A 22,599-nucleotide genomic window follows, 5' to 3' on the forward strand; every position below is an offset into this window, starting at 1 on the left:
TTTGGTTGAGTAGATACCTTCTTACACATCACGATGCAAGCGCTATTTTTTCATCAAATGGCATCCCAGATTTCAGTACGCCATAGGCCAGTTGTAGTAATTTACGCATAGCAGCACAGATGCCAATCTTGCCACCTTTATGGCGTGATACTAAGCGTTCCCATTGAGCTTTCACTATCGCATTACAGGATATTGCTGCCAGGGCTGGCATATACAACGCTTTCCTGAGGGCACTATGGCCTGTTTTGGATATCCGGCTTCGCCCCTTAAATAAACCTGATTCACATAGTTTCGGGTTAAGCCCTGCATAAGCCACTACTTCCTTGCTACTGCTGAATTTCGACATATCACCGACATAGGCTAACAAGCTGCTGCTCACTATTTCGCCAATACCTGGAATACTTTCTAGTAACTGCTTGTTTTTCTTTAGGTTATGGTCGTTATCAATATGAGTTTTTATCTTTTGTTTGGTTTCTTTGATTTGCTGCTTTAGATAAGCAATAATAGCTGTTAATGAGGACTGGATGACCTCATCAGCGACTAGCTGCCGGTTCTCCTGCATCCGTTTCATCTCCTCTAAAGAACTGAGGTGTCGTACCAGGGCAGTTAACTGACGTTCACTCAGCGGTTCCGGAGACCATAGGGCTGGCGTATGCAGCGCACAATAGCGTGCTATCATCTTGGCATCTCCCTGGTCCGTCTTGTTGCGGCTCAGTTCACTCTGGCCAAAGGCATGAATACGGGAAGGATTTTCCACACTGATAGTAATGCCATTGTCAGCTAGAAAAGTAGCAAGAGTAATACTGTAACTTCCTGTTGCTTCTAAACAGATATGACAGTTACCATAACAACTCAGCCATTTCAGCAATTGGGTGAAACCAGCGGGGGTATTGGGGAATACTTTCGTTTTATACTTTTTTCTTTCAACCCAAACAGCGACATCGAATTTTAACTTAGCAATATCAATACCTACTGCGATGTTTCCCATAAGAACTCTCCCAAAACAGAAAATTGTCGATATTACCCGGACCAGCCTTATCAATACGTGCTCAGAGGCACAAGATACCGTTCGATCTTGAGGGCAATAAATAAAAATAGGTCACCGGGGTTTAATCTACTCAACAAGCTTTAAGCCCAAGACTTACCACAAACTCACCGGTGACCTCCCAATGATCAGTTGGGGATCATTAACCTTTAGAGGATAAGGATCAAGATATAAGACTTACCCGGTTCACCTGGTTGCACAAATCCATGACTTTGGCCAATCCAGAACGATCGTCTTTAACACCGGATGCGCAGTCTTCAAATAAATGACGGTGGTCAATGCCAGCTTCGAGTAGCGCATCACGTTGCAATGCAGTGTTTTGGCGATCAGTCTCTCATGAGACTCGTAAGTAACCAACCAACATAGACGGAAAACCATAAAATTCGTATTTCCCTACACTATCAATTTGCAACATAGTTTTACATCTATTTTTTAGGGGTTTTTTCGATAAAATCTGGACGGTGGGGGAGGGTGTCGCAAAACAACTGTTTTACGATATTGTAGGAAACAAAATATTTTTGATATTTAATCTATATTTTTAGTGAAAATTATTTAAAAAATCAACTACTTGGTGTCTATCTTTTTTTTCAAAAAAGTGTATCCTTAATATTTAAAGGACTTTAAGCGTATGTTATTTCTACATACCAAAACTTAATTGATGTTTTTAATCGAAAATTTCAAGTCATGAGGCTTTATGGCGAAGAAAAAACATCCACGATTTTCCCGTCTTAGAACAAGACCTAAGAGGATTAAGAGAAGTCGGCGCTCAAAAAACAAAAAACCATCCCAAATACCAGCTTTTGTCTCATCAATAGTTACCTACAAACTTACTCAAAAAATTCATTCAACACTGTTTATGTATATTTATATCACATTTGGAGTAAATTATGGATTATACTAATATAGAAAATAAGTTGTTAGATTCGATTGAAGATAATGATTCTCATAAATCATTAAAACAGTTGCAAATCAAGCGTTGGTTAATAGCGTATTGGCCATTAGTTCAAAGTTTTGGTGAGAGAAAAGCGCTATTTTTAAAAAAAGTTTTTGATGATAAAGATTATTGGGGGGATGACTTAGATAAACCGAAACTTAATAGATACACTGTCGGTAGGAAGTTGCTAGCATTGAAGGATGAGGATGGAAAAAAAAGTTTTTTGAGTAGTTTTGATAAATACAAGATTGCTTGTTGGTGTTGCTTTGAAAAAGAAATTAAAACCATTTTTGATGAGTTTAAGCTAGAACAAGATACTGAATTATCAGAAAATTTAGTAGGGAATCTTAACAAAGGAGCTTTAATGATTTTTTGGTCGCATTATATTAATAGGGATAACCTCAGTGAAGAAGATAAAAACAAATACTCTTACAAGTATGGTTTTGAATGCGCAATAGTAGAGAAATTTGTAGAGGCTTTAGAGTTCTTTTTTAAAGAATTAACTAATATACCTTTAGAGGAACGAGAAGATCTACTGATGCAAGCTGCCATTTATAAAAGAATTCATGTTAGTGCTAATGCTGAGATGGTTGATTTTTGTATCAGAAATATTAGAGCTGATAAATACCCTGAACTTTTAAAAAGAGATTTAGAACGTAATGGGTATTATTCTACCGTGTGTAAATTGCAAAATGAATACTTTTTTGATAGCGCTAAAAAATTACTTGAATCCTTAACGGAATTTACTTCTTATGATGAATATTCATCTTTAATTTATAGTGTACTAGGTAATATTAAATCAGCAGCAGATAAAAATTTAATTACGGCTGCTGAAAGTTTTCTTGATTTTATTTGGACGCATTCCATCTTCAGTATGCATCAACAATCTTTTTTAAGTAAAATAAGTAACTTAGTATCCGCATCTAGGGATTTAATGACAGACCTTATTATAGAAAGTAAGGCTACTAAAATATTGTCAAAAATTATTAATTCTCTTAATCCAGAGCAAATGGAATATATTAATAAAGATAGTCCATTAAGTTATGAAAAATTCAATCTTTTGAAACAAAATATTACCGCTATGGAAATACAAGGCAACGCTGTTACTCCAATTTTAGGGAATAATCCTGTTAATTTTTTTAATCCATCCTTATATAAGGATGGAGCGGGAGATATGGCTTAGTGTAAAGATGTAATATGAATCTTTAAATTAAGAAAAAATATTTCAGATAAATAATTTATGAGGCCATTATGTCAGATAATGATCAACAAGAAAAACCGAAAGACTTTGAATTAATAGAGTTGCTTTTTAAAAAGAAAATACCTATTAATTCAACTGTATCAATAGATCCAGAATCAAAATCACAATTAGAAGATTTCTCTACAAGATTTCAATCGTTCATTGATCAGATTCCATCTTACTTACACTCAATCGACAAGCCAGGATTTTTTACTCATCTTTTTTTTGGAATTTTTTCTACTTTGTTAAATACTAAGATTAATAGAGAAAAATCACTGAATGTAAAAAGACTTTATTATCACTTTGAGGACGCGCAAACTTTAAAAATAATAGCTATCTCAGGTCGAGATCCATCTAATCTAAATAAAACTGATCAAGCAAATATTTTTATATTTTCAGAAAGAGATAGAGGTGTATTTACAAATCATGCTTCTAGTTTTAATCAAAGTGAATGGGACAGTATCAAATCTAAAATAAATTTACCGGCACAAATAGAGCATATTACTCCAAAAATTAAGTTAATAAAAATTACTAAAGATATTAAGGAAAATGGTATAGAAATTGAAGTAGAAGAAAATAAAAAAATAGAAAGTAGTACAGCCTCTCCTGGATTTGAATTTAAAGAAATAAAAGAAATAAAAAATTCTTCAGGTAATCCTATTTATTTTGAAGATTGTATAGAAAATCTTGATAATCCGAATGGAAATATAGTTGAGGAAAATTTCAAAAATTTACTAGCTTATATTACAAAGGTTCATATTAATCATTCTAACAGATCTTATGGGTCTGGATTTAACAAAAATAGATTGAAAATAGAGTTTCGTGAAGCTAATCATCATGGATTTGTCACAGGAGTTTTACTCAATTTCAAATATCGTTATCATGGTAAAATCTACTTAGAACAACTTTCTGGACCGGGTTTTGCGGATATTTTTGTAATATTTCGTGGTCCTAATCATGGAGTTAATGCTGTTCGTATAATTATTGAACTTAAAGCAAAAGAAAATTCTCCTACTGTTGGACTGAATCAAGCTAGAAAGTATACTACTGGCCCTATACGAGTTTTGACTATCTCAGATCAAGTGCTTTATGTAGGACTGAATTTAGATTTTAGAGATTCTGCAACTTTCGATACTAAGATATTAACCCTTGAAAAACCGAAAATGTCTTTAATAGAACAAATATTTACTAATATTAGTGACTGGGATGGAAACCAAGAAAACAAGGCTATTTTAGAAGAACAAATTAAAGAAGCTTTGTCATACGAGTATGATTCCTTTCCTGGTACCAAAGAAACAAAAGATCATTATTATTTTAGCAGATATATATCAGGTAAGTCGATTTTACTTAATAGTATTGATCAAGATGATGTAAAAAAATATTTATTTTCTTATGATGAAAGACCGTTGGAAGGTTATGAGGGGAAATATTCTTTATCAGAAAGTCCTGTTACTACTTTGGTTTTTATTAAAGGTAGTAATAAGAAGGGGAAAATAGCATTTATTTTCCATATACGAGAGTCTAATACAAAAGAATTTTGTCCTGATAAAAAAATTCCAATCGTAAATATACCAAATGTGGAAGAAATAATAGAAATTTATCTGAGTTTAAAAAAGTATGAAACAGGTATGTCTTTTGATGATCGTTTTAAGGTAGAAAAAATAAATAAATATAATAAAAATAGCGTTAACCAATTATCTATGTTTAAAGGGAAATTTATTGAAATACCAGACTCTAAGCAACTAAAAATAGCATTTGATCAAACGATAAATTCACAGCGTGAAACTGAATTTACTTCTAATTTATTACATTCACAGTATGAAAAATTATTTAGTGAAATAGCGAAAATACTTTATCCTATTAATGAATCTATTACTAATGAAGCACGGTTGCAAGCTTTTTTAAATGGTTTGACCAATAGTTACTGTGATTTAAAACTGCAAGAATCTTATAATTCACCTGATCCGAGCACAAAGATTGTAATTATACCTGAATTTCAAACAGGTGCAGGTGGTCGTATTGATATGTTGATTCAGGCTATTGGTCCTTCAGATCAAGGAACTAAAGAATATATTCCTATAGGCTTAGAATTTAAGAAACATTCTATAGGATTAAGTAAAAAACAACAAAGAGAGTTGGGAGAGTTAGAAAAAACAAATCTTATTATTTCTAAAGGTAAAGAAGCAGTAGAAAAACTAACGAAAGCACAGAAGCATAGATATGCTCAAGGCGCCGGCATAAAAGCTATGACAGATAGTGACAAAGCAATGATTGGGGGAGTTTTGCTTAATGTTAATGCTGAGAATCCCGATACTTTAATTTTCACTAGTGGGTCTTTTACTAATGCTGTAGTGGTTCATAGCTCTATTGATATGATCGCTAAGAAAAAACATATGATAGGATTAGAAAATATAAAGAACAAACGCAAAGGTATGCGCATACAAGGAGAAGATTTAAATTTTTTGGAGTCTGCTACAGATAATGGAGATTATAATTACTGGCTGCAACAACACGATATAGCCCGTATAGCAAGAATAGGATACAGGGATGGTAACGATGTTCAATTTAATCCTACTAATTTTGAAATAATAGGTTCTTTAGATCAGCTAAGTATACAATTAGAACGGCTTCAAAACGTACAGCATATAATGACAATGATCATTAATCTAGATAATAGAGGTCATTGGGTTACTTTGGTTGTTTATCAAAATAATGCGTATTATGCTGATTCGTTATATGATAGTGAAAAATACACTACAGAAGAACGCCATGAAATGCCGAATAATATTCGTTCGATTCTAGATCAAGCTCAAACTATTAATAACATTTTCGATCTTCGTGTTAGTCAACAAACAGATGGCTATAATTGTGGTTTGTGGGCATTAGAAAATGCGATTACTATAAATCAAACATTACAAGAAAATCAAGATCTGAACGGGATTAAAAATAGACTAAAACCAACTCAACAAATGAATGAAAAATACTTTGAGGAAAAGCGAGAAGAGCTTAGCAGACGATTGTTTGAAGATAATGAGCGACAAAACCTCTTCCGAGAAATAGAGACTGTAATGAAGATTGTAGATATTAGGAATATAACTCAGCAGACGAGTGGGATCTCAGATCCACTAGCACTGACAAGCTCTGAAACTCAGATACCCGATCAACCGCTTTATCGTCCTGACTTACCTAGATCAAATCTTTAGTCGGGTAACGGAGACATATTGCTATGCCACCGGCTAGGTAGAAGGAGCCGCTACAGTTTAGCAAATCCCACCCCCTTTGATGAAAGGTAAGCGACAAACCAGTACCGTGTAGAAAATTATGGGTGATGCCGTCAAAGGTCGGGTAACGGAGACACATTGCTAGTAAGCGACCCATTATAGACGTCTGGACGATAAGCGGTTTAAGAGTCAATGTATTCCCCAGAAAACTAACGCTGGGGAACATGATGAGTTATAAAACTAAAGGGGTTATCAGGAGCCAAACGAAGAGAGCCAGCTACAGTGATGAGCTAAAGCCGGCTACCTTGATTCCCATTGCTATTCAACAAACAGAAACAGCTTCTTGCATGGCCCCTGCTGCTGTTAAGGCCATTGCAGAGGGATTGCCGACTGGAGAGGAGGCTAGTAGGCCACTCGGTATGATTGAAATCATCTTGCAGCGGGCACGGGTCCAAATCAAGGGTTTGGTGGATGGCGATACCTTACGACTGGTTCTAAAGAGCTGCCAGGATGATTAATTTACCTACCGGGTCTCGCATCTGGTTGGTGGCGGGCGTCACTGATATGCGAAAAAGCTTTCAGGGACTGGCGGCGCAAGTAGAAAGTAAGCTAAAAGAGGCTGCCCTATCAGGCCAGTTGTTTGTGTTTCGGGGCAGACGGGGCAACCTCCTCAAGGTATTGTGGGCGACTAATGATGGGTTGTGTCTATTGTCCAAGCGGTTAGAGCGGGGCTTTTTCGTTTGGCCAGTGACCCGTGAGGGGAAGATATTCTTGACTCAGGCCCAATTGGTCATGTTACTCGAGGGGTTGGAATGGAAACAGCCTAAACGCTGTCATAAACCGCTATCGATATTGTAAAAGCATTAACCTCAGTGTAACGTTATGGGATGAACCAGCTCCGAGTGACGCCGCCGCGCTACAAGCACTGCTACTTGACCAGCAGGCTACCATTGCTGCTTTGCAACGTGAATTGCAGGATAAATTGGCAGAAATTGAGCAGCTAAAGAGCCAGCTAGCCGTTTTGAAACGTCAGCAATTTGGCTGCCACTCTGAGAAGGTCAAACGACAAATTCAGCAGGTTGAAGAAAAGCTCTTCGAATTAGAAGAGGATTGCATCCAAAAGCTGGCCCCCGTTGACCCAGGTGTTGTTGCTGCTTTACGACAATCACCTGCTCGAAGACCGTTACCTGCCGAATTGGCCCGAGAAATACAGACGCTAGCCCCACAAGAGACGGCTTGCCCGGAGTGCGGAGGTGAATTAAAGCCATTGGGTGAGCAGAGCAGTGAGCAACTCGAGTTGATAAAGAGTGCCTTCAAGGTTATCCGCTGGGTTCGGCAAAAACGGGCCTGTGGTCGTTGTGATTGCATCGTACAAGCACCAGCCCCCAGTCGTCCGATCGACCGTGGGATCGCTGGGCCAGGATTACTCGCCAGAGTAGTGGTATCCAAATTCGCAGAACATACGCCGCTCTATCGGCAGTCAGAGATTTATGCACGCCAAGGGGTTGAATTGAGCCGCAGTACGCTAGGTCGTTGGGTGGCTGCGGTCAGTGAGTTGCTAAGCCCCCTAAAGGCGGGCGCCCGAGAGTACTGTCAGAAAAAGATTTGAAAGAAGCCCGTGCTTTACTAACCGATCCTGATATCACAGTCGAAGACGTAGCCCGGCGTCTGGGGGTTGGCTCATCTACTTTGTACCGTTATCTACCTGCAGCCCGTCAGTCAGTGCAGGAAGCGGCAGCCTGATCCTGCAAATGGCCTCAAATTGTAGCGTCGCCCACACTGGGCCGTAATGAAGGATTGCTTTTTCGTTTAGCATGGAATACACTAAAGTATATCACATAATTTTTCCCTAAAGGACAAGGTTGCTTGGAGACTTTTGATGAGTCAAATGGCTAAATTATTTAAAAACGGCAGAAGCCAGGCGGTGAGACTCCCGGTTGCTTATCGTTTTGATACAGAACGGGTTTTTTTATCTAAAAATCCAGAAACTGGAGACGTGATTCTTTCTCGCAAGCCAATGAATTGGGATTTTTTCTTAGAAAAGTTAAAAATTTTGGCAGTAAATAGCGATTTTCTTAGTCAAGAAGAACGTAATCAGATTCCACAGAATAGAGACCCTTTTAAGGGTTGGGTTGAGTAGTGCATAGGTACATGTTGGATACTAATACAGTAAGCTTTATTATTAGAAATCATCCAGTTATTATACAGCATATGGTAAGTATTCCACCAAGCTCTGTTTTTATTTCTGCTATTACGGAAGGGGAGTTACGTTTTGGATTAGAAAAACGACCAGAAGCGAAACGACTTTTTATAGCTGTTCAAGAATTTTTGAGATGTGTAGATATATTACCCTGGGGTAGCGCTGTTTCTAAAACTTATGCAGCTGTACGTGCTCAAATGGAAAAAAATGGAAGTATACTTTCTTCTCTTGATATGCTGATAGCCGCACATGCAATAAGTGTAAAATATGTTTTAGTTTCTAATGATAAAGCTTTTATACAAGTTCCAAATTTAAAATTAGAAGATTGGACTGTTTGATTAATGTTTTAAGTCAACAGACAGGTCGCTCGAGAGAGGGGACATGTCGCTGCGCGACACCAGGGAAGAAGACTGCCCACAGCCTTTGCTCTCACTCTCCAAGGCAATAAATGGAGATTTTTAATCTCTTTTAAAAACGGAGAACCCTTTAAAAGCCTTGTAATCGATTATAATGTTAGATTTTTACACAATATCACCACCCTATTGCCCAACACCTAAAAATCTTTTCTAGTGGATTATAGCAGTTTTTAACCTGATTTGTGTTCATCAGGTTCTCTTCAGAGCTCTACAAAACCTCGTTCCTAAGCAACACCCGAATCACCCTCACAAAGCCTCAAAAATCAAAACAAGAAAGACATGTCTTTTTTTACCAAATTGTGGTTCCACAAGGAAGCAGCTACGGGCATACTACCCCTTGTGTTAGGTTTTTTTTGACGTGGTTTGAGATCTTTCTTCGCTTTCAATTAATATAAACCAATTTAAGGCGTTTTTTCTCTTGAACTATACAAATCCATTACCTGTGTCGTTAAAGTATCTCCACGGCCCTTGTATCGACTTTTACGGGCATTCTACTGGTGTGAGTAATCCTCTGATTTGGGCATTGTGTCGGGTATGGTGATTTATTACAGTTTCTGACTAGGCCAGTTTGGATAGCTTGCTCCTGACATAATCCAAGTTAAGACTCAGGCAGGTGGAAGTTATCCACAAGCACAGGTAACGGATCGGGCAGCCGTGCGCTCGCGCTTTTTTTTATTATAAACAGATTAAAGAACAGATTAGGGGATTTTTATCAAATCCAAAAATGCCAATTCGTATAAGGCTTTGAAGTGGGTTTTAAATTTTCTTATCCCTGGTGCTAGAACGGTATCTCCCTGGTGCTAGAACGGTACTTTTGATCAAAAAACAACCTATACCGTTCTAGCACCAGGGTTTAGTGGTTATTTTTTTTACATGTCAGAGTTCTTGATTTTTTTGTAATGTAAGTGACGTTTTTGCGAATCACTCGGTTTTTTTTCAATATGCACAAGATCTTCTTGAATGCTATAGCTAAATTTTTGGCCATTAGCTCTGCTGGCTTCGATTATCGCATTGAGAGCTTTTCGTAAGTCTTGTCTGTAGTTATCAAGCCTAGTTGCTTCACTTCCACAAAGTTCATGTAGCTTTGCGACGCTGTAAGCATAAGGTTTGGCGTGACTAGCATAAAACCCATGTAACCATTGTGCCAACGGCTTTCCGGATAATGCGTTTCGTATATTTAAATCTATCTGTGTAAATCTGTTGGCATCAAATAACGGTCTTAATTTTTTATTTAAAATAACAACATATTCTACAGTTTTTTCATCTTTGTAAATTTCTTCAATTAAACCGCCGACATAGGTGAACTTATCCTGGATTATTTCAATAGTTCCGGAACGAAGTCGTAACAACCTTCGATGTAGGATTTCTCGATTTTTTCCTGTATCAGTTTTTCCCAGGACTTTTAGCATGGAGTAAGCTGTGAATCTATATTGCTGTCCCATCTCATGAAATCGAGTAATATGTAATACAGATTCCCATACATCGAGATCTCCTTGATCAAGTCTGGTTCCTGTATAAAGTATTTTTAATCCTTCTGGTGCCGCAATTGGATGGCGTTCTAGCGCTAATTTTTTCCCTTTTTTAACAGCCCCAAATACGCTCTCCTGCATCACTACTGTAGGTCTTATAACACGCGATCATCCTATCATTAGAGTGGCAATATTGGTAGATCTAAATTTTTTGTGAAAAAATAGAGCCGTGCTCAAAGATTAGCCTCATCAAAAACCAGATGGCCGTTTTCGCAGCTATGTGCATACTACCCCATGCTGGCTCAGCATTTTGATCTTAACCACGATCCGCAAGGAAGCGATCCCGCAATGCTGCAGCTGCTGACAGATAACCCCTATCCACTACTGGGTGATGTGCCCTGGGATCTCGAAGCGATGGCCTGTCGAGCCAGTGATATCGCACGACATCTGCAGGTGACCATCATTAATTCTGGAGAGATGCAGCAACGCCGACTGAAATCCATTATTTTTTGTGCGCATAGCATTCCCCATATGCTGAGCTATTTTCAACCAGGCGCCCTGCTGGTCACCTCCGCCGATCGAGCGGATGTGGTGTTAGCAGCTTCACTAGCTGCCTTAAATGGCATTGCTATTGGTGCTTTGCTGCTAACAGGCGGTTATGCCCTGGATGCTCATTTAAAACAGATCTGTGCCCGAGCGTTCGAAGCGGGCTTGCCCGTTTTTTCTGTTGAGAGCAATACTTGGCAGACTGCTATGGCGCTACAGCGTTTTAGTTTGGAACTCCCTATCGACGATCCGCAACGGATTGAGGCGATTCAGGAACATATTGCTGATCAACTGAACAATGCGTGGATCACTACCTTAACCACCGCCCTCACCCGTCCGCCCATCTTGTCACCGCCCGCCTTCCGCTATCGCTTAACTGAACTCGTGATCTTGCTACCCTTTAACGGACACAACGAAGAGGAACAAAGCGTATAATTTTTTGTTACTTTTTGAGGTGAAGTTATGAATCAAGGGGAATCAAGGAGCTATGATAAGGAATTCAAGCTGAATGCGGTAAAGCTGTATCACAGCACTGGTAAAACGCTCTGTCAATTGAGCGAGGAATTGGGAGTTCCCAAGAGTACATTGGCAGGGTGGGTCCATCAGCATAACAAGGATGGTGCAGAGGCTTTCCCGGGCAAAGGATACCTGAAAGCGTCTGATGCTGAGCTCAGTCAATTGCGGAAAGAATTGGCGATAGCACGCGAAGAGAGGGATATCCTAAAAAAAGCCTTGGGCATCTTCTCAGTGGCCCGCAAGTAAAATACCAGTTTATGCAAAAGCATGCTGGGGAATTCAGCGTAGAGAGGATGTCCAACGTGTTAGGTGTATCCCGCAGTGGCTATTATCAGTTTATCAAGGCTGAGCCATCCAAGCGCTATTGTGAGGATGAGCGTTTAATATCTGAAATTAAAGAGGTTTATACCATAAGCAACCAAATTTACGGTAGCCCACGTATCCATGCTGAGTTACGAGCTAGAGGTGAGCGCTGTTCACGCAAACGGGTTTGTCGGCTAATGAAAGCAGCCCATATTGCGGCTAAGATGAAAAAACGATTTAAGGTAACCACAATAGTCGATCCAAAGGCCGCAGTGGCGCCTAATTTACTCAAGCAGAAGTTCACAGCCACTCGCCCTGATCAATACTGGGCAGCAGATATTACCTATATTCCGACCCAAGAGGGATGGTTGTATGTTGCTATCGTACTGGACCTGTTCTCTCGTAGTATCGTGGGGATGGATATGCAAGCTCACATGACCACCGAGTTAGTAGCCGCAGCATTACGCCAGGCAATAACACGGAGGAAGCCTGCTGCAGGTCTCATCCACCACTCCGACCGAGGCAGCCAGTATACCAGCAAAGGATTCAAGGCTGTATCGGCGCATCACCAGATAACGCTTAGCATGAGTAGTACGGGCAATTGTTATGACAATGCAGTAGCAGAGAGTTTTTTCCATACCTTAAAAACAGAGCACACCCACTTTGAACGTTTTGAGAGCAGAGAACAAGCCAAATTGAGCATTTTTGAATACGTAGAAGTGTTTTATAACCGACAGAGACGGCACTCAACGCTAGGCTATCTGTCTCCTGTAAATTTTGAAAAAAATTGGTTATCCCAGGTCGCTTAAGGTTTCTCTTCTCTGTGTCTAAAAAAAGGTGGCAAGATCACTCGCTCGCAAAGCGAATAAACGCATTGTATTACCTGAAGGGGATGAACCGCGGACTATCCGCGCCGCCGCCCTTTGTGGGGAACGCCAAATCGCTCGTTGCGTTCTATTGGGTGATCCAGCACGGATCCGGCGCACCGCCGAAGCTGAAGGAATCACTCTGGGAGCCAGTGTTGAAATTCTGGATCCAGAACCCTTAAGAAACCACTATCTGCCACGATTGATGGCACTGCGACAGCCACGCGGGATGACGACACGGTTGGCTCGTGAATGGCTACAAGATACTGTGGTATTAGGAACGCTCATGCTAGAGCAAGCAGCGGTTGATGGCTTAGTCTCTGGGGCTGTACACACTACCGCCAACACCATTCGCCCAGCCTTGCAACTGATTAAAACCGCACCGGGAAGCCCTTTGGTCTCATCGCTATTTTTTATGCTGCTCCCCGATCAAGTACTGGTCTATGGCGACTGTGCCATCAATCCTGATCCCACAGCAGAGCAGCTGGCGGCGATTGCTATCCAATCTGCCGACTCTGCAGCAGCGTTTGGGATTGAGCCCCGGGTGGCGATGATCTCTTACTCGACTGGTCGTTCTGGCTCTGGCAGTGATGTCGATAAAGTACGGACCGCCACGCAAATTGCACAGCGGCGCCGTCCTGATCTGATCATCGACGGGCCGCTACAGTACGATGCCGCCATTATGGCAGAGGTGGCTCAATCTAAGGCACCAGATTCCCCAGTCGCTGGCAGAGCGACCGTCTTTATCTTCCCTGATCTCAATACCGGAAACACCACCTATAAAGCCGTTCAACGCTCGGCGAACTTACTTTCGATTGGTCCCATGTTACAGGGATTACGCAAACCGGTGAATGATCTCTCTCGGGGTGCTTCGGTAGATGACATTGTTTACACTATCGCGTTAACCGCCATTCAAGCGGTCCGAAGCACCACCACTCAGCAGCAGAGTGGTGACAATCCTCACCCCTAAGGGCTGTTGAAACCATTAGGGGCTTTACCATTTTTAATCAATGTGTCTAGCATCCCGTTGAACTTGAGCGAATATCCTAATCAGGACGTGCCATCCTAAACACTTCCTGATGCTTTTCATCGTCAGTCAACCCAGCGGCACTCAGCGAGTTTTCATCAACTGGAAGCGCTGCACAATCCTCAGTCATCTTTCCAGGGTCCAAAAAGGAATTGATTAGTTTTTTCTGATCATTTTTTGGTAAATAATAACCAATCTTCTCTACTAATTCAGGTGGTAATATAGGAAGTTCTTGACTCAATTCCAGTGGTATTTCTCTAAACTGATCAATCAGTGATTTTTGTTCTTCTGCTTCTTTATATTTATTTTCTATAAAATTATTAAATATTAAAGAATCATTATTTCTCAGTGAAATTAATGTAGAGGTAATAGATTTATCACGCAGATAGCTAACAAGATTTTCTTGATTTTCTTCTTTAAGAAAATCACTGAGAGTCATTTTTTCTATAATTGAACTCAGTTTGATTTTTAATTCATGAACAGCTCGACTACAGAAATCATACGCTTTATTACTACCAGAGAGTATATTGATATCCGCACCTTCTAGGATGAAGGTCTTAGCAAGTTCTATATAATCTAAATCCAAGGCTACCTCAAGGGCAGTTACACCACGTGTATTGACTTCATCGATATTGCTACCATTTTTTATTAAAATCTTAGCAAGTTCAATATCACACTCTTCAACTGCCTTGTGAAGAAATGTTACATTATAAGAAATATTTTTACCACCATTTTTGCATTGACTAATGTCTGCACCCTGACTGGCTAAAAACTTAAAAGTTTCTGACCGACCTAATTCCAATGCCCTATAAGCCAGAGTTTTGTTAAACGGGTCTCTTTTATTAAAATCTGCACCAAGTTTTATTAAAGAGCTAATAAACTTTATATTCTGAAACAAACTCATGAACAATGGAGTTCTACCCTCATTATCGGCATGATAAATATTAGCCCCATTTTTTATTAAAAGTTTAACAATTTTTATATCACCAGTGGTAACTGCTCGATGAAATGGAGTTCTACCCTGATTATTGGCATGATTAGTATTAGCCCTATTTTTTATTAAAAGTTTAACAATTTTTATATCACCAATCCCAGCCGCCACATGAAGCGAAGTATCTCCCCTGTAGGATTCTTTATTAATATCTGCGCCACTTTCTATTAAAAGTTTAGAAAATTCTATATTCTTGCTTATCAAAGCAATGTGAAGAAGAGGTCTATCTAATTCGATGACTTGATCGATATCCACACCACTTGTTATTAAAAGTTTAGCACCTTCTATATCATTTTTTTGAAGTGCCTCATAAAGCGTTCTTGGGGCATGATACACGGGATTAAGGCCACTCCGAAAAATATTTAACATAATATACATTCCTTGTAGATCAATTTTTTGAGGGATTGAGTAAAATTAATACGGGCGTTAGCAGGCTCCGTACGATTTAACCGACACCCCATTTTCTGCTAAACACTCAGCCGAGTGTTTTCTGTATCTTAGATAACAATTTACCTCTAACACCCTTTTGGTCCGTCTAAAAAGCATTATTTTCATCAAAAATGCATCATTATTGTAAATGATTTTACAATGGATGACAACGGTGCATTCCAATCCTTAAATGAGTCCACTGATGACCCTTCACTCAGGGTGGCTGACAGGAGCTCATCACACCCCATAGGCCTGTCAAAAGAGACCTTAGCCCTGGCTGAGGTGATATCCATTCCCAAATCCTTAGCGATCAAGGCTCCTATCTGCTACATTAGTAAGGGTGTTGACAAAACGATTAGATCGACCAAACTACGGAGCTGAACATGGATATGATGAGTATTGTCCTAATAGTTGTCTTGCTGTTTACCGTCTCACTGTTGGTCGGTACTGTGAAGATGGTTCCTCAAGGATCTCACTGGACGGTAGAGCGTTTTGGTCGCTATACTCACACCCTAAAGCCTGGACTCACTCTGGTCTCCCCCTTCATTGATCGCATCGGTCATCGTGTCAATATGATGGAGCAGGTCCTCGATATTCCCTCCCAAGAGGTGATCTCCAAAGACAATGCCTGTGTGACTATCGATGCGGTCTGCTTTATCCAGGTGATTGATGCTGCCCGCGCTGCTTATCAAGTGAGCCAGTTAGAGTACGCGATTAAAAATTTGACCATGACTAACATGCGAACTGTGTTGGGGGCGATGGAACTCGATGAGATGCTGTCACAACGGGATATTATCAACTCACGCCTGTTACATATTGTCGATGAAGCGACCAATCCTTGGGGCGTTAAAGTGACCCGCATCGAAATCCGTGATGTCCGTCCTCCCAAAGAGCTGGTCGCTTCGATGAATGCACAGATGAAGGCTGAACGGACCAAACGGGCCGATATTTTAGAGGCTGAAGGGGTTCGACAAGCGGCTATTTTAAAAGCAGAAGGCGAAAAGCAAGGAGAGATCCTCAAAGCAGAAGGGGCCCGTCAAGCCGCTTTTTTACAAGCCGAAGCGCGGGAACGGGCGGCAGAAGCAGAAGCCAGAGCAACCCAAATGGTCTCAGAGGCTATCGCTGCTGGTAGTGTCAATGCCGTGAATTACTTTGTGGCACAGAAATATATAGAAGCGCTGCACTCCCTTGGAAAATCTAATAATAGTAAAGTGATTATGCTGCCCCTAGAGGCGACTAATCTGATTGGCGCCATTAGCGGCATCAAAGAGCTGTTGCAACCTGAAAAAAGCGAAATAGCTCGGGGAGCTAAGGGGTGACAACCGTGTTAAGTTGGAACCAGTGGCTGGACTATCCCCACTGGTTTTGGTTGGCTATCGGGGGGCTGCTACTCTCTGCTGAATTGCTGGGTGCTGCAGGTTATCTCCTCTGGCCAGGCTTTTCTGCTTGGTTAGTGATGCTAATCAGCCTGCTAATGCCCACTCTCAGCTGGCCTTGGTTGTGGGCCTATTTTTCGCTGCTGAGTTTTGTCACGCTTCTAGGATGGCACTACTGGCAACAACGAAAAACCGCCTCCAGCACGCCAGAGGTACTGAATCAACCACAACAGCAGCTGCTCGGCTATCATGCCACTTTAGATGCCGCACTCATCGATGGGATCGGTCGTCTGCGAGTGGGCGATAGTAGTTGGCGGATCCAAGCGGATCAACCGCTATCAGCAGGCACCCAGGTAGTGGTCATTGCTATCGAAGGGATCACGCTGCGTGTGAAACCCTTGTAGTCTAGGCACTGCCTACTAAGAGCAGTGTGGATCTAGGATGAATAGGACAGACTGGAACCCCAACGACAGCAGGTCTTTGGGCTGTCTCAGGGAGACTTTAACTGAAAGACAATACTCTGAACCGGTTACTCACTTACTTAGGGCAGCGCTTGGCTAGCTTGTTCTATCAGCCTAATACACCGTATCCCTGTGCTGATCTCACGCTGGCTACTGGCTCACACCTACACCTGGTCGCCAACCTACCGATGGCCACCGATCGACTAGCCAGCTTGCCTGAACCGCTGCTACAGCGATTAGATTGGGCTGATGCGCTGATTGTTGAAAGCGATATTTTAACGCTCTCTCCTGAGCTGGAACGATTGGAACCACAGGCAGCATTAGCTGCCCGCTTACAGCCCTCTGACTACACGCTGTTGCTGCACTGTTGCCAATCGGTCAACTTACCCTTATCACGCATCGATACCCTGCCCTATTGGCAAGTGGCCCTGATGTTGCAAACCTACCAAGCGTTACAGCAGGGGCTATTCACTGAATATGGTGTTGAGTACCAGTTATTAACCGAACGCCAACAGCAGAATAGAACGATCCTTGAACTGGAGGGGCAGCCCTTACAACACACGCTCTGGTCATCGTTAGTAGCGGCGGGGTTACCGCTGCTACAGACTACCCTACAGCAGTGGCATGAAAGCCAACAAGCATTACACCAGGTTGAAACCTGGTGGTTATCAGGTGCCGAGCCCTCCCCCTCACTGCTTCAGGCATTCTGCTACCCACTGCACCAGCGGGTGATGACAGCCCGTCACCCCCAGTGGGTAGCGTTCCTCAAACAGTTACCCGCTGGTAATTACTTAGTCGCCGTCGGGGCCCTACATCTATTCGGCCCCAATGCCCTGCTAGCCCAGCTAGCAGTCCAATAGACCCACTGCTAAGCGCGCTCCTCTGAGGATGCTTAAAACACTCTCCCAGCAGAATGCTATTTTAGTGCTGTTTGCGGTCGTCTGTACTAGTGTACTGGTGTTGGTCCAGCGCTTGACCGAACCGCAGATCAAACAGCAGGCAGTCGCACAACAGCGAACGTTGCTCAACCAACTCCTGCCCGCCACCGATTACGATAACGATTTGCTGCGGGCCTGTTATCTGGTACAAGATCGGCTGCTGGGCAGCCAACAGCCTCAACGTCTCTATATAGCCTATCGTCAAGGAGAGCAGGTTGCCAGCCTCATCACCAGCGAAGCGGCCGGCTATGCCGGGCCCATTCGCTTACTGGTAGGCAGCGACCCTCAAGGACGGATCCTGGGGGTACGGGTTATTGCGCACCAAGAGACCCCGGGATTGGGCGATAAAATCGAGATCACCCGCACGTCCTGGATCCAAATTTTTACAGGAAAACAGCGCGTAGCGGGGCCTAATCCTCCGTGGGATGTGCGCAAAAATGGGGGCGATTTTGATCAATTGAGCGGTGCTACGATTACCTCACGCGCGGTGATCCGCCAGGTAGAGCAGACGCTACAGTATCTCACCGAGAAGCCGCCTGATTTCCTACACTCCCCACCCTGCTCGGAGGCGCCATGACGACCCCTCCCTCGTTACTCTGGCAAGGCTTATGGCAGCGTAACTCTGCCTTGGTGCAGTTGCTAGGCCTCTGCCCACTGCTTGCCGTCTCCAGTACAGCAGTGCAGGCGTTGGGTTTAGGGCTTGCCACCACACTGGTACTGCTAGGCACTAATGGGATCATCGCCCTGCTGCGCCACTGGATCCCTCGGAGCATCCGTCTGCCTATTATGGTTCTGGTGATTGCTACCGTCACCACCAGCGTACAACAGCTGATTCACGCCTTTGCGGCCGATCTCTACCAAGCCTTGGGCATTTTTATCCCATTGATTGTGACCAACTGTATTGTCCTGGGACGAGCCGAAGCCTTCGCGCTTAAAAATCCACCCCATCTCGCTGCGCTAGATGGCTTAGCCATGGGATTAGGAGCCACCCTTGCTCTGTTGTTACTCGGTAGTCTACGAGAACTCCTCGGAAGCGGTACGCTATTTCAGGGCGCTGAGCAACTGTTAGGGGCCTGGGCCCGGGGCTGCACGATTGAATTACTTCTCCTGGAGCACCCCTTTGTACTGGCCAGCTTACCACCAGGCGCCTTCCTAGGCTTAGGTCTATTACTGGCTTTGAAACAGGCCCTAGAGCACTACTGGAGCTACTATCAGCGAGCACGCCAACAAAACCAATCTCACTCAATAGGCAACCCAATCACTCGCACGAGAATACCCCTTGAACGCTAGATCAGTCACATGCTAAACCCGCAACAGTGCTGGACTGTTTTTAGACGGTTCCAACAGGATCAGCCGCAGCCAACCACAGAGCTGTGCTATCACACACCGTTTGAATTATTGATAGCAGTGATGCTCTCAGCCCAAGCGACGGATATCAGTGTTAATCGGGCGACAGCGGTGCTGTTTCCTCTAGCGAATACGCCTTCAGCACTGCTCTCTTTGGGTGTTGAAGGGTTAGAGCCCACTATCCGCTCAATCGGTCTATACCATACCAAGGCGAAACATATTATTCAGACGTGCAAACAATTGCTTCTAGAACACCAAGGAGAGGTTCCTGCTTCGCGAGGGGCTTTAGAAGCTTTACCAGGAGTTGGCCGTAAAACAGCCAATGTGGTGTTGAATACGGCGTTTGGCTGGCCCACTATTGCCGTGGATACCCATATTTTTCGAGTGTGTAACCGCCTTGGCCTCGCTCCCGGAAAAACGGTACACCAGGTAGAACAGAAACTACTGGCCGTCGTGCCTGAAGAGTTTAAACAGCACTGCCATCATTGGTTGATCTTACATGGCCGCTACACTTGTACAGCACGCAAACCGCGGTGTCATCACTGTAAGATGGCTGATCTGTGTGAATACCCCGCCAAGAGTCTGTAGGTAGCCTGCTAAATGGCCCAACCCCCAGCGTAAAATAGCCATAATAGCAGCGCAATCAGGATGGTGCCGCTATTTAATTTGTCCTGCTCACCGGCAATCAAACGGCCCACCACTAAACAACCAAACCCTATGGTGATACCCGTGACCACATTACAGCTCAACATAATAAAGACAGCACAGACCAGCCCTGACAATGTATCCACACTATCTTTAAAATTTAACTGGGTCACCTGCCTTAACATCAATAAACCGACATACATCAGCGGTGGCGCAGTCGCATAACTAGGGACCAAATAGCTCAGTGGCGATAGAAATAGCATCAGTAAAAACAGCAGGCCAACTACAACGGCTGTTAACCCCGTACGCCCGCCGGCCATCACCCCGGTAGCCGACTCGATATAGACTGCTGCCGGCGGAGCGCCCACGATACCGGACAACATGCTGCTGACTGAATCAGCGATAAAGGCCTTATCCCCATTGATGATCTGCCCATCACTATCCAATAAATTGGCCTGTCCAGCCACCACGCGTAGCGTACCCGTAGCATCAAAAATGGCCGTTAACAATAAAGCAAACACGCTGGGCAGCACCTTAGGGGACAAGGCTCCCACGATATCTAACGTACCGAATAAACCGCCTTGCGCTGTGTCACTCAAAGTAGGCCAGGCGACCCACCCCTGAAACGTCACGTCGGGATCAAATAGCAGGCCCAATAGAGAGATGCCGACCATCACCAGTAACAGGCTGCAGTTCACTCGACGCTGTGCCAAACCAAAGATAGTGGCCAAACCACCTAGAGTCATCACCACCGGAAAGGTCGTCAGCTCCCCCAAACTCAGTGGCAAACCAGCGCCCGGATCGGAAACCACCAAGCCAATCCGTGAAGTCGCGATTAACAGTAAAAAGAGGCCGATGCCAATCCCCGTTCCCTGAGCAATGCCCAGCGGTAGATGGTTTAACAGCCATTGACGAATGCCCGTCTGTGTCATTAAGGTAAAGAGCAGCCCCATGACAAACACCGCACCCAGTACCACTGGAATGCTCATTCCTCGCTCTAGGACTAAACTAAAAGCGGTAAAGGCACTGAGCGAGATGGCACAACCAATGGCCATGGGTAATTTAACCCAGAGTCCCATTAGCAACGAACCACAGGCAGAGATCAGACAGGTCGCGATGAAGATCGCACCGCGATCAAATCCGGCACTACTCAACATGTCGGGAACCACGACAATCGAGTAAACCATCGTTAGAAAAGTCGTCATTCCAGCGGTGATCTCTTGCCGCAGCGAGCTGCCTAACTGACTGATAGAAAACCAACGATCAAGAGAGTGTTGCGTCGCTTTCAACCGCTGCTGTAACTGTTGCATCTTCATTTGACCCTGCTCACTGATTATCACCCTAATATACCTTAGTTTCACCCCTGTTACACGCAATCAGTGCATTCCAGCTGACACGGCGTGACGGTTGGAGAGGGTTTGGAGAGGGTGGGCAGTGGTTGATGGGGTCATTAACCGGTTCAGCTACGAGAGAAGGCAGTTGACTCCTGGGACGCTTTCTCGTAGTATGCGCCGGCACAGGTGAGCAGCGGCTTATCCCACAACAAAAGCTGCTGTTGCCTACAGTAGTCCTTAGCGTCCGTAGCTCAGTGGTTAGAGCACTACCTTGACATGGTAGGGGTCGGTAGTTCGAGTCTACTCGGACGCACCAAATTTAAGCCCTGTTCAAGCAGCATACAGGGCTTGTCAGAACCTGCACTGCCAGCGGCCACCTGGCCGCTGAACAGGGCAGCCATTGCTCGCTTTCAGGGGCTTGATTCCATGGTTTACCTGCTGATTGAACTAGCCTCTTGTTCCCTGAGCCAGGCAATCTCTTCTGCCCACCGTTCGGGCTCAATGGTCTCTAAAATCAGCGGGATCCCATCAAAACGCCGGTCTTGCATGAGATAGCGAAACACCGTTTCACCCAAATAGCCGGCCCCCAAACACTGATGTCGGTCAACACGGCTGCCTAGGGTTGTTTTAGCATCGTTCAAATGCATTCCGCGTAAATAGCGAAACCCAACAATTCTCTCAAACTCAGCAAATACCGCCTCACAACCGGCGATAGTACGCAAATCATAGCCGGCGACAAACGCATGGCAGGTATCCAAACAGACGCCGATCCGCGATGGATCGTCGACTTGTTCTATAATCTCCGCCAACTGCTCGAAACGGTAGCCCAGATTACTGCCCTGGCCAGCGGTATTTTCCAGTACTGCCGTGATCCCTTGCGTTTGACTGAAAGCAACGTTGATGGATTCCGCTATCAGTTGTAAACAGGCCGCTTCGCTGATCTGCCGTAGATGGCTACCGGGATGAAAATTGAGTTGCGTGAGCCCCAATTGCTGACAGCGCTGCAACTCATCGATAAAAGCCTGTTGTGATTTTTTTCTTGGGGCTGATTCGGGGTGACCTAGGTTGGTCAAATAACTATTATGTGGCAGGATTTGGGCCGCTTGATAACCGGCGCCAGCACACTGCTGCTTAAAAGCCTTGATTGTCTCAGCACTGAGCGGTGGGGCTTGCCACTGTCGCTGATTTTTAACAAAGAGCGCAAAAGCATTGGCGTTCAACGCTTGGGCGCGCGGTACCGCCTGATCAACCCCCCCCGCGGCACTGACATGTGCACCGATATACTTCACTGATTT

General features: G+C 43.6%; 19 protein-coding genes, 1 tRNA gene and 5 pseudogenes. 19 read left to right on the forward strand and 6 right to left on the reverse strand.

Annotated features, from left to right (window positions below; translation table 11 throughout):
* Nucleotides 1-28: 28 nt before the first annotated feature.
* Both NL324_RS06650 and NL324_RS06655 read right to left on the reverse strand, forming a co-directional pair.
* Nucleotides 29-988, reverse strand: a complete 960-nt coding sequence (locus tag NL324_RS06650; RefSeq protein ID WP_253305882.1) for an IS110 family RNA-guided transposase — start codon at nucleotides 986-988, stop codon at nucleotides 29-31.
* Between the two features lie 242 nt (nucleotides 989-1,230).
* A pseudogene (locus NL324_RS06655) lies at nucleotides 1,231-1,355 on the reverse strand (recombinase family protein); the annotation flags it as partial.
* A 577-nt stretch (nucleotides 1,356-1,932) separates the two neighbouring features.
* Here NL324_RS06655 and NL324_RS06660 point away from each other — a divergent pair.
* The 9 genes and pseudogenes from NL324_RS06660 to NL324_RS06695 all read left to right on the forward strand — a co-directional run bounded on the left by NL324_RS06660 (nucleotide 1,933) and on the right by NL324_RS06695 (nucleotide 8,978).
* The gene (locus NL324_RS06660) at nucleotides 1,933-3,162 is read left to right on the forward strand and encodes a hypothetical protein (RefSeq protein WP_253306840.1); all 1,230 of its coding nucleotides are present in this window, start codon (nucleotides 1,933-1,935) and stop codon (nucleotides 3,160-3,162) included.
* A 68-nt stretch (nucleotides 3,163-3,230) separates the two neighbouring features.
* Nucleotides 3,231-6,422 carry a Ulp1 family isopeptidase gene (locus tag NL324_RS08415; protein WP_253306841.1) on the forward strand — a complete coding sequence of 1,064 codons (3,192 nt, stop codon included), beginning with the start codon at nucleotides 3,231-3,233 and terminating at the stop codon, nucleotides 6,420-6,422.
* 245 nt (nucleotides 6,423-6,667) lie between these two features.
* Entirely contained in the window at nucleotides 6,668-6,958 is a 291-nt protein-coding gene (locus NL324_RS06670; RefSeq protein ID WP_253306842.1) for a hypothetical protein, read from the forward strand.
* The gene (gene tnpB / locus NL324_RS06675) at nucleotides 6,951-7,298 is read left to right on the forward strand and encodes an IS66 family insertion sequence element accessory protein TnpB (RefSeq protein ID WP_253306843.1); all 348 of its coding nucleotides are present in this window, start codon (nucleotides 6,951-6,953) and stop codon (nucleotides 7,296-7,298) included. The genes NL324_RS06670 and tnpB overlap by 8 nt, the downstream gene beginning before the upstream one ends.
* A gap of 124 nt (nucleotides 7,299-7,422) precedes the next feature.
* Nucleotides 7,423-7,635 (forward strand): annotated as a pseudogene (locus NL324_RS08420) (transposase domain-containing protein); the annotation flags it as partial.
* 12 nt (nucleotides 7,636-7,647) lie between these two features.
* Nucleotides 7,648-8,031 (forward strand): annotated as a pseudogene (locus tag NL324_RS08425) (IS66 family transposase); the annotation flags it as partial.
* A 14-nt stretch (nucleotides 8,032-8,045) separates the two neighbouring features.
* On the forward strand, nucleotides 8,046-8,183 hold the full coding sequence (locus NL324_RS06685) for a helix-turn-helix domain-containing protein (RefSeq protein WP_253306845.1): 138 nt from the start codon (nucleotides 8,046-8,048) through the stop codon (nucleotides 8,181-8,183).
* Nucleotides 8,184-8,319: 136 nt separating this feature from the next.
* Nucleotides 8,320-8,580, forward strand: a complete 261-nt coding sequence (locus tag NL324_RS06690; RefSeq protein ID WP_253306846.1) for an antitoxin — start codon at nucleotides 8,320-8,322, stop codon at nucleotides 8,578-8,580.
* Nucleotides 8,581-8,591: 11 nt separating this feature from the next.
* On the forward strand, nucleotides 8,592-8,978 hold the full coding sequence (locus tag NL324_RS06695) for a type II toxin-antitoxin system VapC family toxin (protein ID WP_253306847.1): 387 nt from the start codon (nucleotides 8,592-8,594) through the stop codon (nucleotides 8,976-8,978).
* A 947-nt stretch (nucleotides 8,979-9,925) separates the two neighbouring features.
* Here the strand turns inward: NL324_RS06695 and trfA are convergent.
* A complete protein-coding gene (gene trfA / locus NL324_RS06700; protein WP_253306848.1) occupies nucleotides 9,926-10,666 on the reverse strand; it encodes a plasmid replication initiator TrfA in 741 nt (246 codons plus the stop codon).
* A 153-nt stretch (nucleotides 10,667-10,819) separates the two neighbouring features.
* On the opposite strand from trfA, the gene NL324_RS06705 reads away from it, so the two are divergent.
* From NL324_RS06705 to pta, 3 genes and pseudogenes are all read left to right on the forward strand, one after another.
* Nucleotides 10,820-11,506, forward strand: coding sequence for a DRTGG domain-containing protein (locus tag NL324_RS06705; RefSeq protein WP_253306849.1), 687 nt, complete (start codon nucleotides 10,820-10,822; stop codon nucleotides 11,504-11,506).
* Between the two features lie 27 nt (nucleotides 11,507-11,533).
* Nucleotides 11,534-12,699, forward strand: a pseudogene (locus NL324_RS06715) (IS3 family transposase).
* Between the two features lie 40 nt (nucleotides 12,700-12,739).
* Nucleotides 12,740-13,726: pseudogene (pta, locus tag NL324_RS06720) on the forward strand (phosphate acetyltransferase); the annotation flags it as partial.
* A gap of 76 nt (nucleotides 13,727-13,802) precedes the next feature.
* On the opposite strand, the gene NL324_RS06725 reads toward pta, so the two are convergent.
* Nucleotides 13,803-15,143, reverse strand: coding sequence for an ankyrin repeat domain-containing protein (locus NL324_RS06725; protein ID WP_253306850.1), 1,341 nt, complete (start codon nucleotides 15,141-15,143; stop codon nucleotides 13,803-13,805).
* A 452-nt stretch (nucleotides 15,144-15,595) separates the two neighbouring features.
* Between NL324_RS06725 and NL324_RS06730 the strand changes: the two genes are divergently transcribed.
* From NL324_RS06730 to nth, 6 genes are all read left to right on the forward strand, one after another.
* The gene (locus NL324_RS06730; RefSeq protein ID WP_253307155.1) at nucleotides 15,596-16,522 is read left to right on the forward strand and encodes an SPFH domain-containing protein; all 927 of its coding nucleotides are present in this window, start codon (nucleotides 15,596-15,598) and stop codon (nucleotides 16,520-16,522) included.
* On the forward strand, nucleotides 16,519-16,983 hold the full coding sequence (locus NL324_RS06735) for an NfeD family protein (RefSeq protein ID WP_253306851.1): 465 nt from the start codon (nucleotides 16,519-16,521) through the stop codon (nucleotides 16,981-16,983). Before NL324_RS06730 ends, NL324_RS06735 begins: the two co-directional genes overlap by 4 nt.
* 149 nt (nucleotides 16,984-17,132) lie before the next feature.
* Nucleotides 17,133-17,900 (forward strand): TraB/GumN family protein, encoded by a 768-nt coding sequence (locus NL324_RS06740; protein ID WP_253306852.1) that lies wholly within the window; start codon nucleotides 17,133-17,135, stop codon nucleotides 17,898-17,900.
* A 28-nt stretch (nucleotides 17,901-17,928) separates the two neighbouring features.
* Nucleotides 17,929-18,555 carry an electron transport complex subunit RsxG gene (rsxG, locus tag NL324_RS06745; protein ID WP_253306853.1) on the forward strand — a complete coding sequence of 209 codons (627 nt, stop codon included), beginning with the start codon at nucleotides 17,929-17,931 and terminating at the stop codon, nucleotides 18,553-18,555.
* Nucleotides 18,552-19,268, forward strand: a complete 717-nt coding sequence (locus NL324_RS06750) for an electron transport complex subunit E (protein WP_301282764.1) — start codon at nucleotides 18,552-18,554, stop codon at nucleotides 19,266-19,268. Before rsxG ends, NL324_RS06750 begins: the two co-directional genes overlap by 4 nt.
* A 9-nt stretch (nucleotides 19,269-19,277) precedes the next feature.
* On the forward strand, nucleotides 19,278-19,913 hold the full coding sequence (nth, locus tag NL324_RS06755; RefSeq protein ID WP_253306854.1) for an endonuclease III: 636 nt from the start codon (nucleotides 19,278-19,280) through the stop codon (nucleotides 19,911-19,913).
* Nucleotides 19,914-19,921: 8 nt separating this feature from the next.
* Here the strand turns inward: nth and NL324_RS06760 are convergent, their stop codons facing one another.
* Nucleotides 19,922-21,280, reverse strand: coding sequence for an NCS2 family permease (locus NL324_RS06760; protein WP_253307156.1), 1,359 nt, complete (start codon nucleotides 21,278-21,280; stop codon nucleotides 19,922-19,924).
* Between the two features lie 264 nt (nucleotides 21,281-21,544).
* On the opposite strand from NL324_RS06760, the gene NL324_RS06765 reads away from it, so the two are divergent.
* Nucleotides 21,545-21,620: transfer RNA gene (locus NL324_RS06765), tRNA-Val, on the forward strand.
* A 115-nt stretch (nucleotides 21,621-21,735) separates the two neighbouring features.
* Here the strand turns inward: NL324_RS06765 and nfo are convergent.
* Complete coding sequence (gene nfo / locus NL324_RS06770) at nucleotides 21,736-22,593, reverse strand: deoxyribonuclease IV (protein WP_253306855.1); 858 nt, start codon at nucleotides 22,591-22,593, stop codon at nucleotides 21,736-21,738.
* Nucleotides 22,594-22,599 lie beyond the last annotated feature (6 nt).

Source organism: unidentified bacterial endosymbiont, from assembly GCF_918320885.1.
In the GTDB taxonomy this organism is placed as follows: Bacteria; Pseudomonadota; Gammaproteobacteria; order Enterobacterales.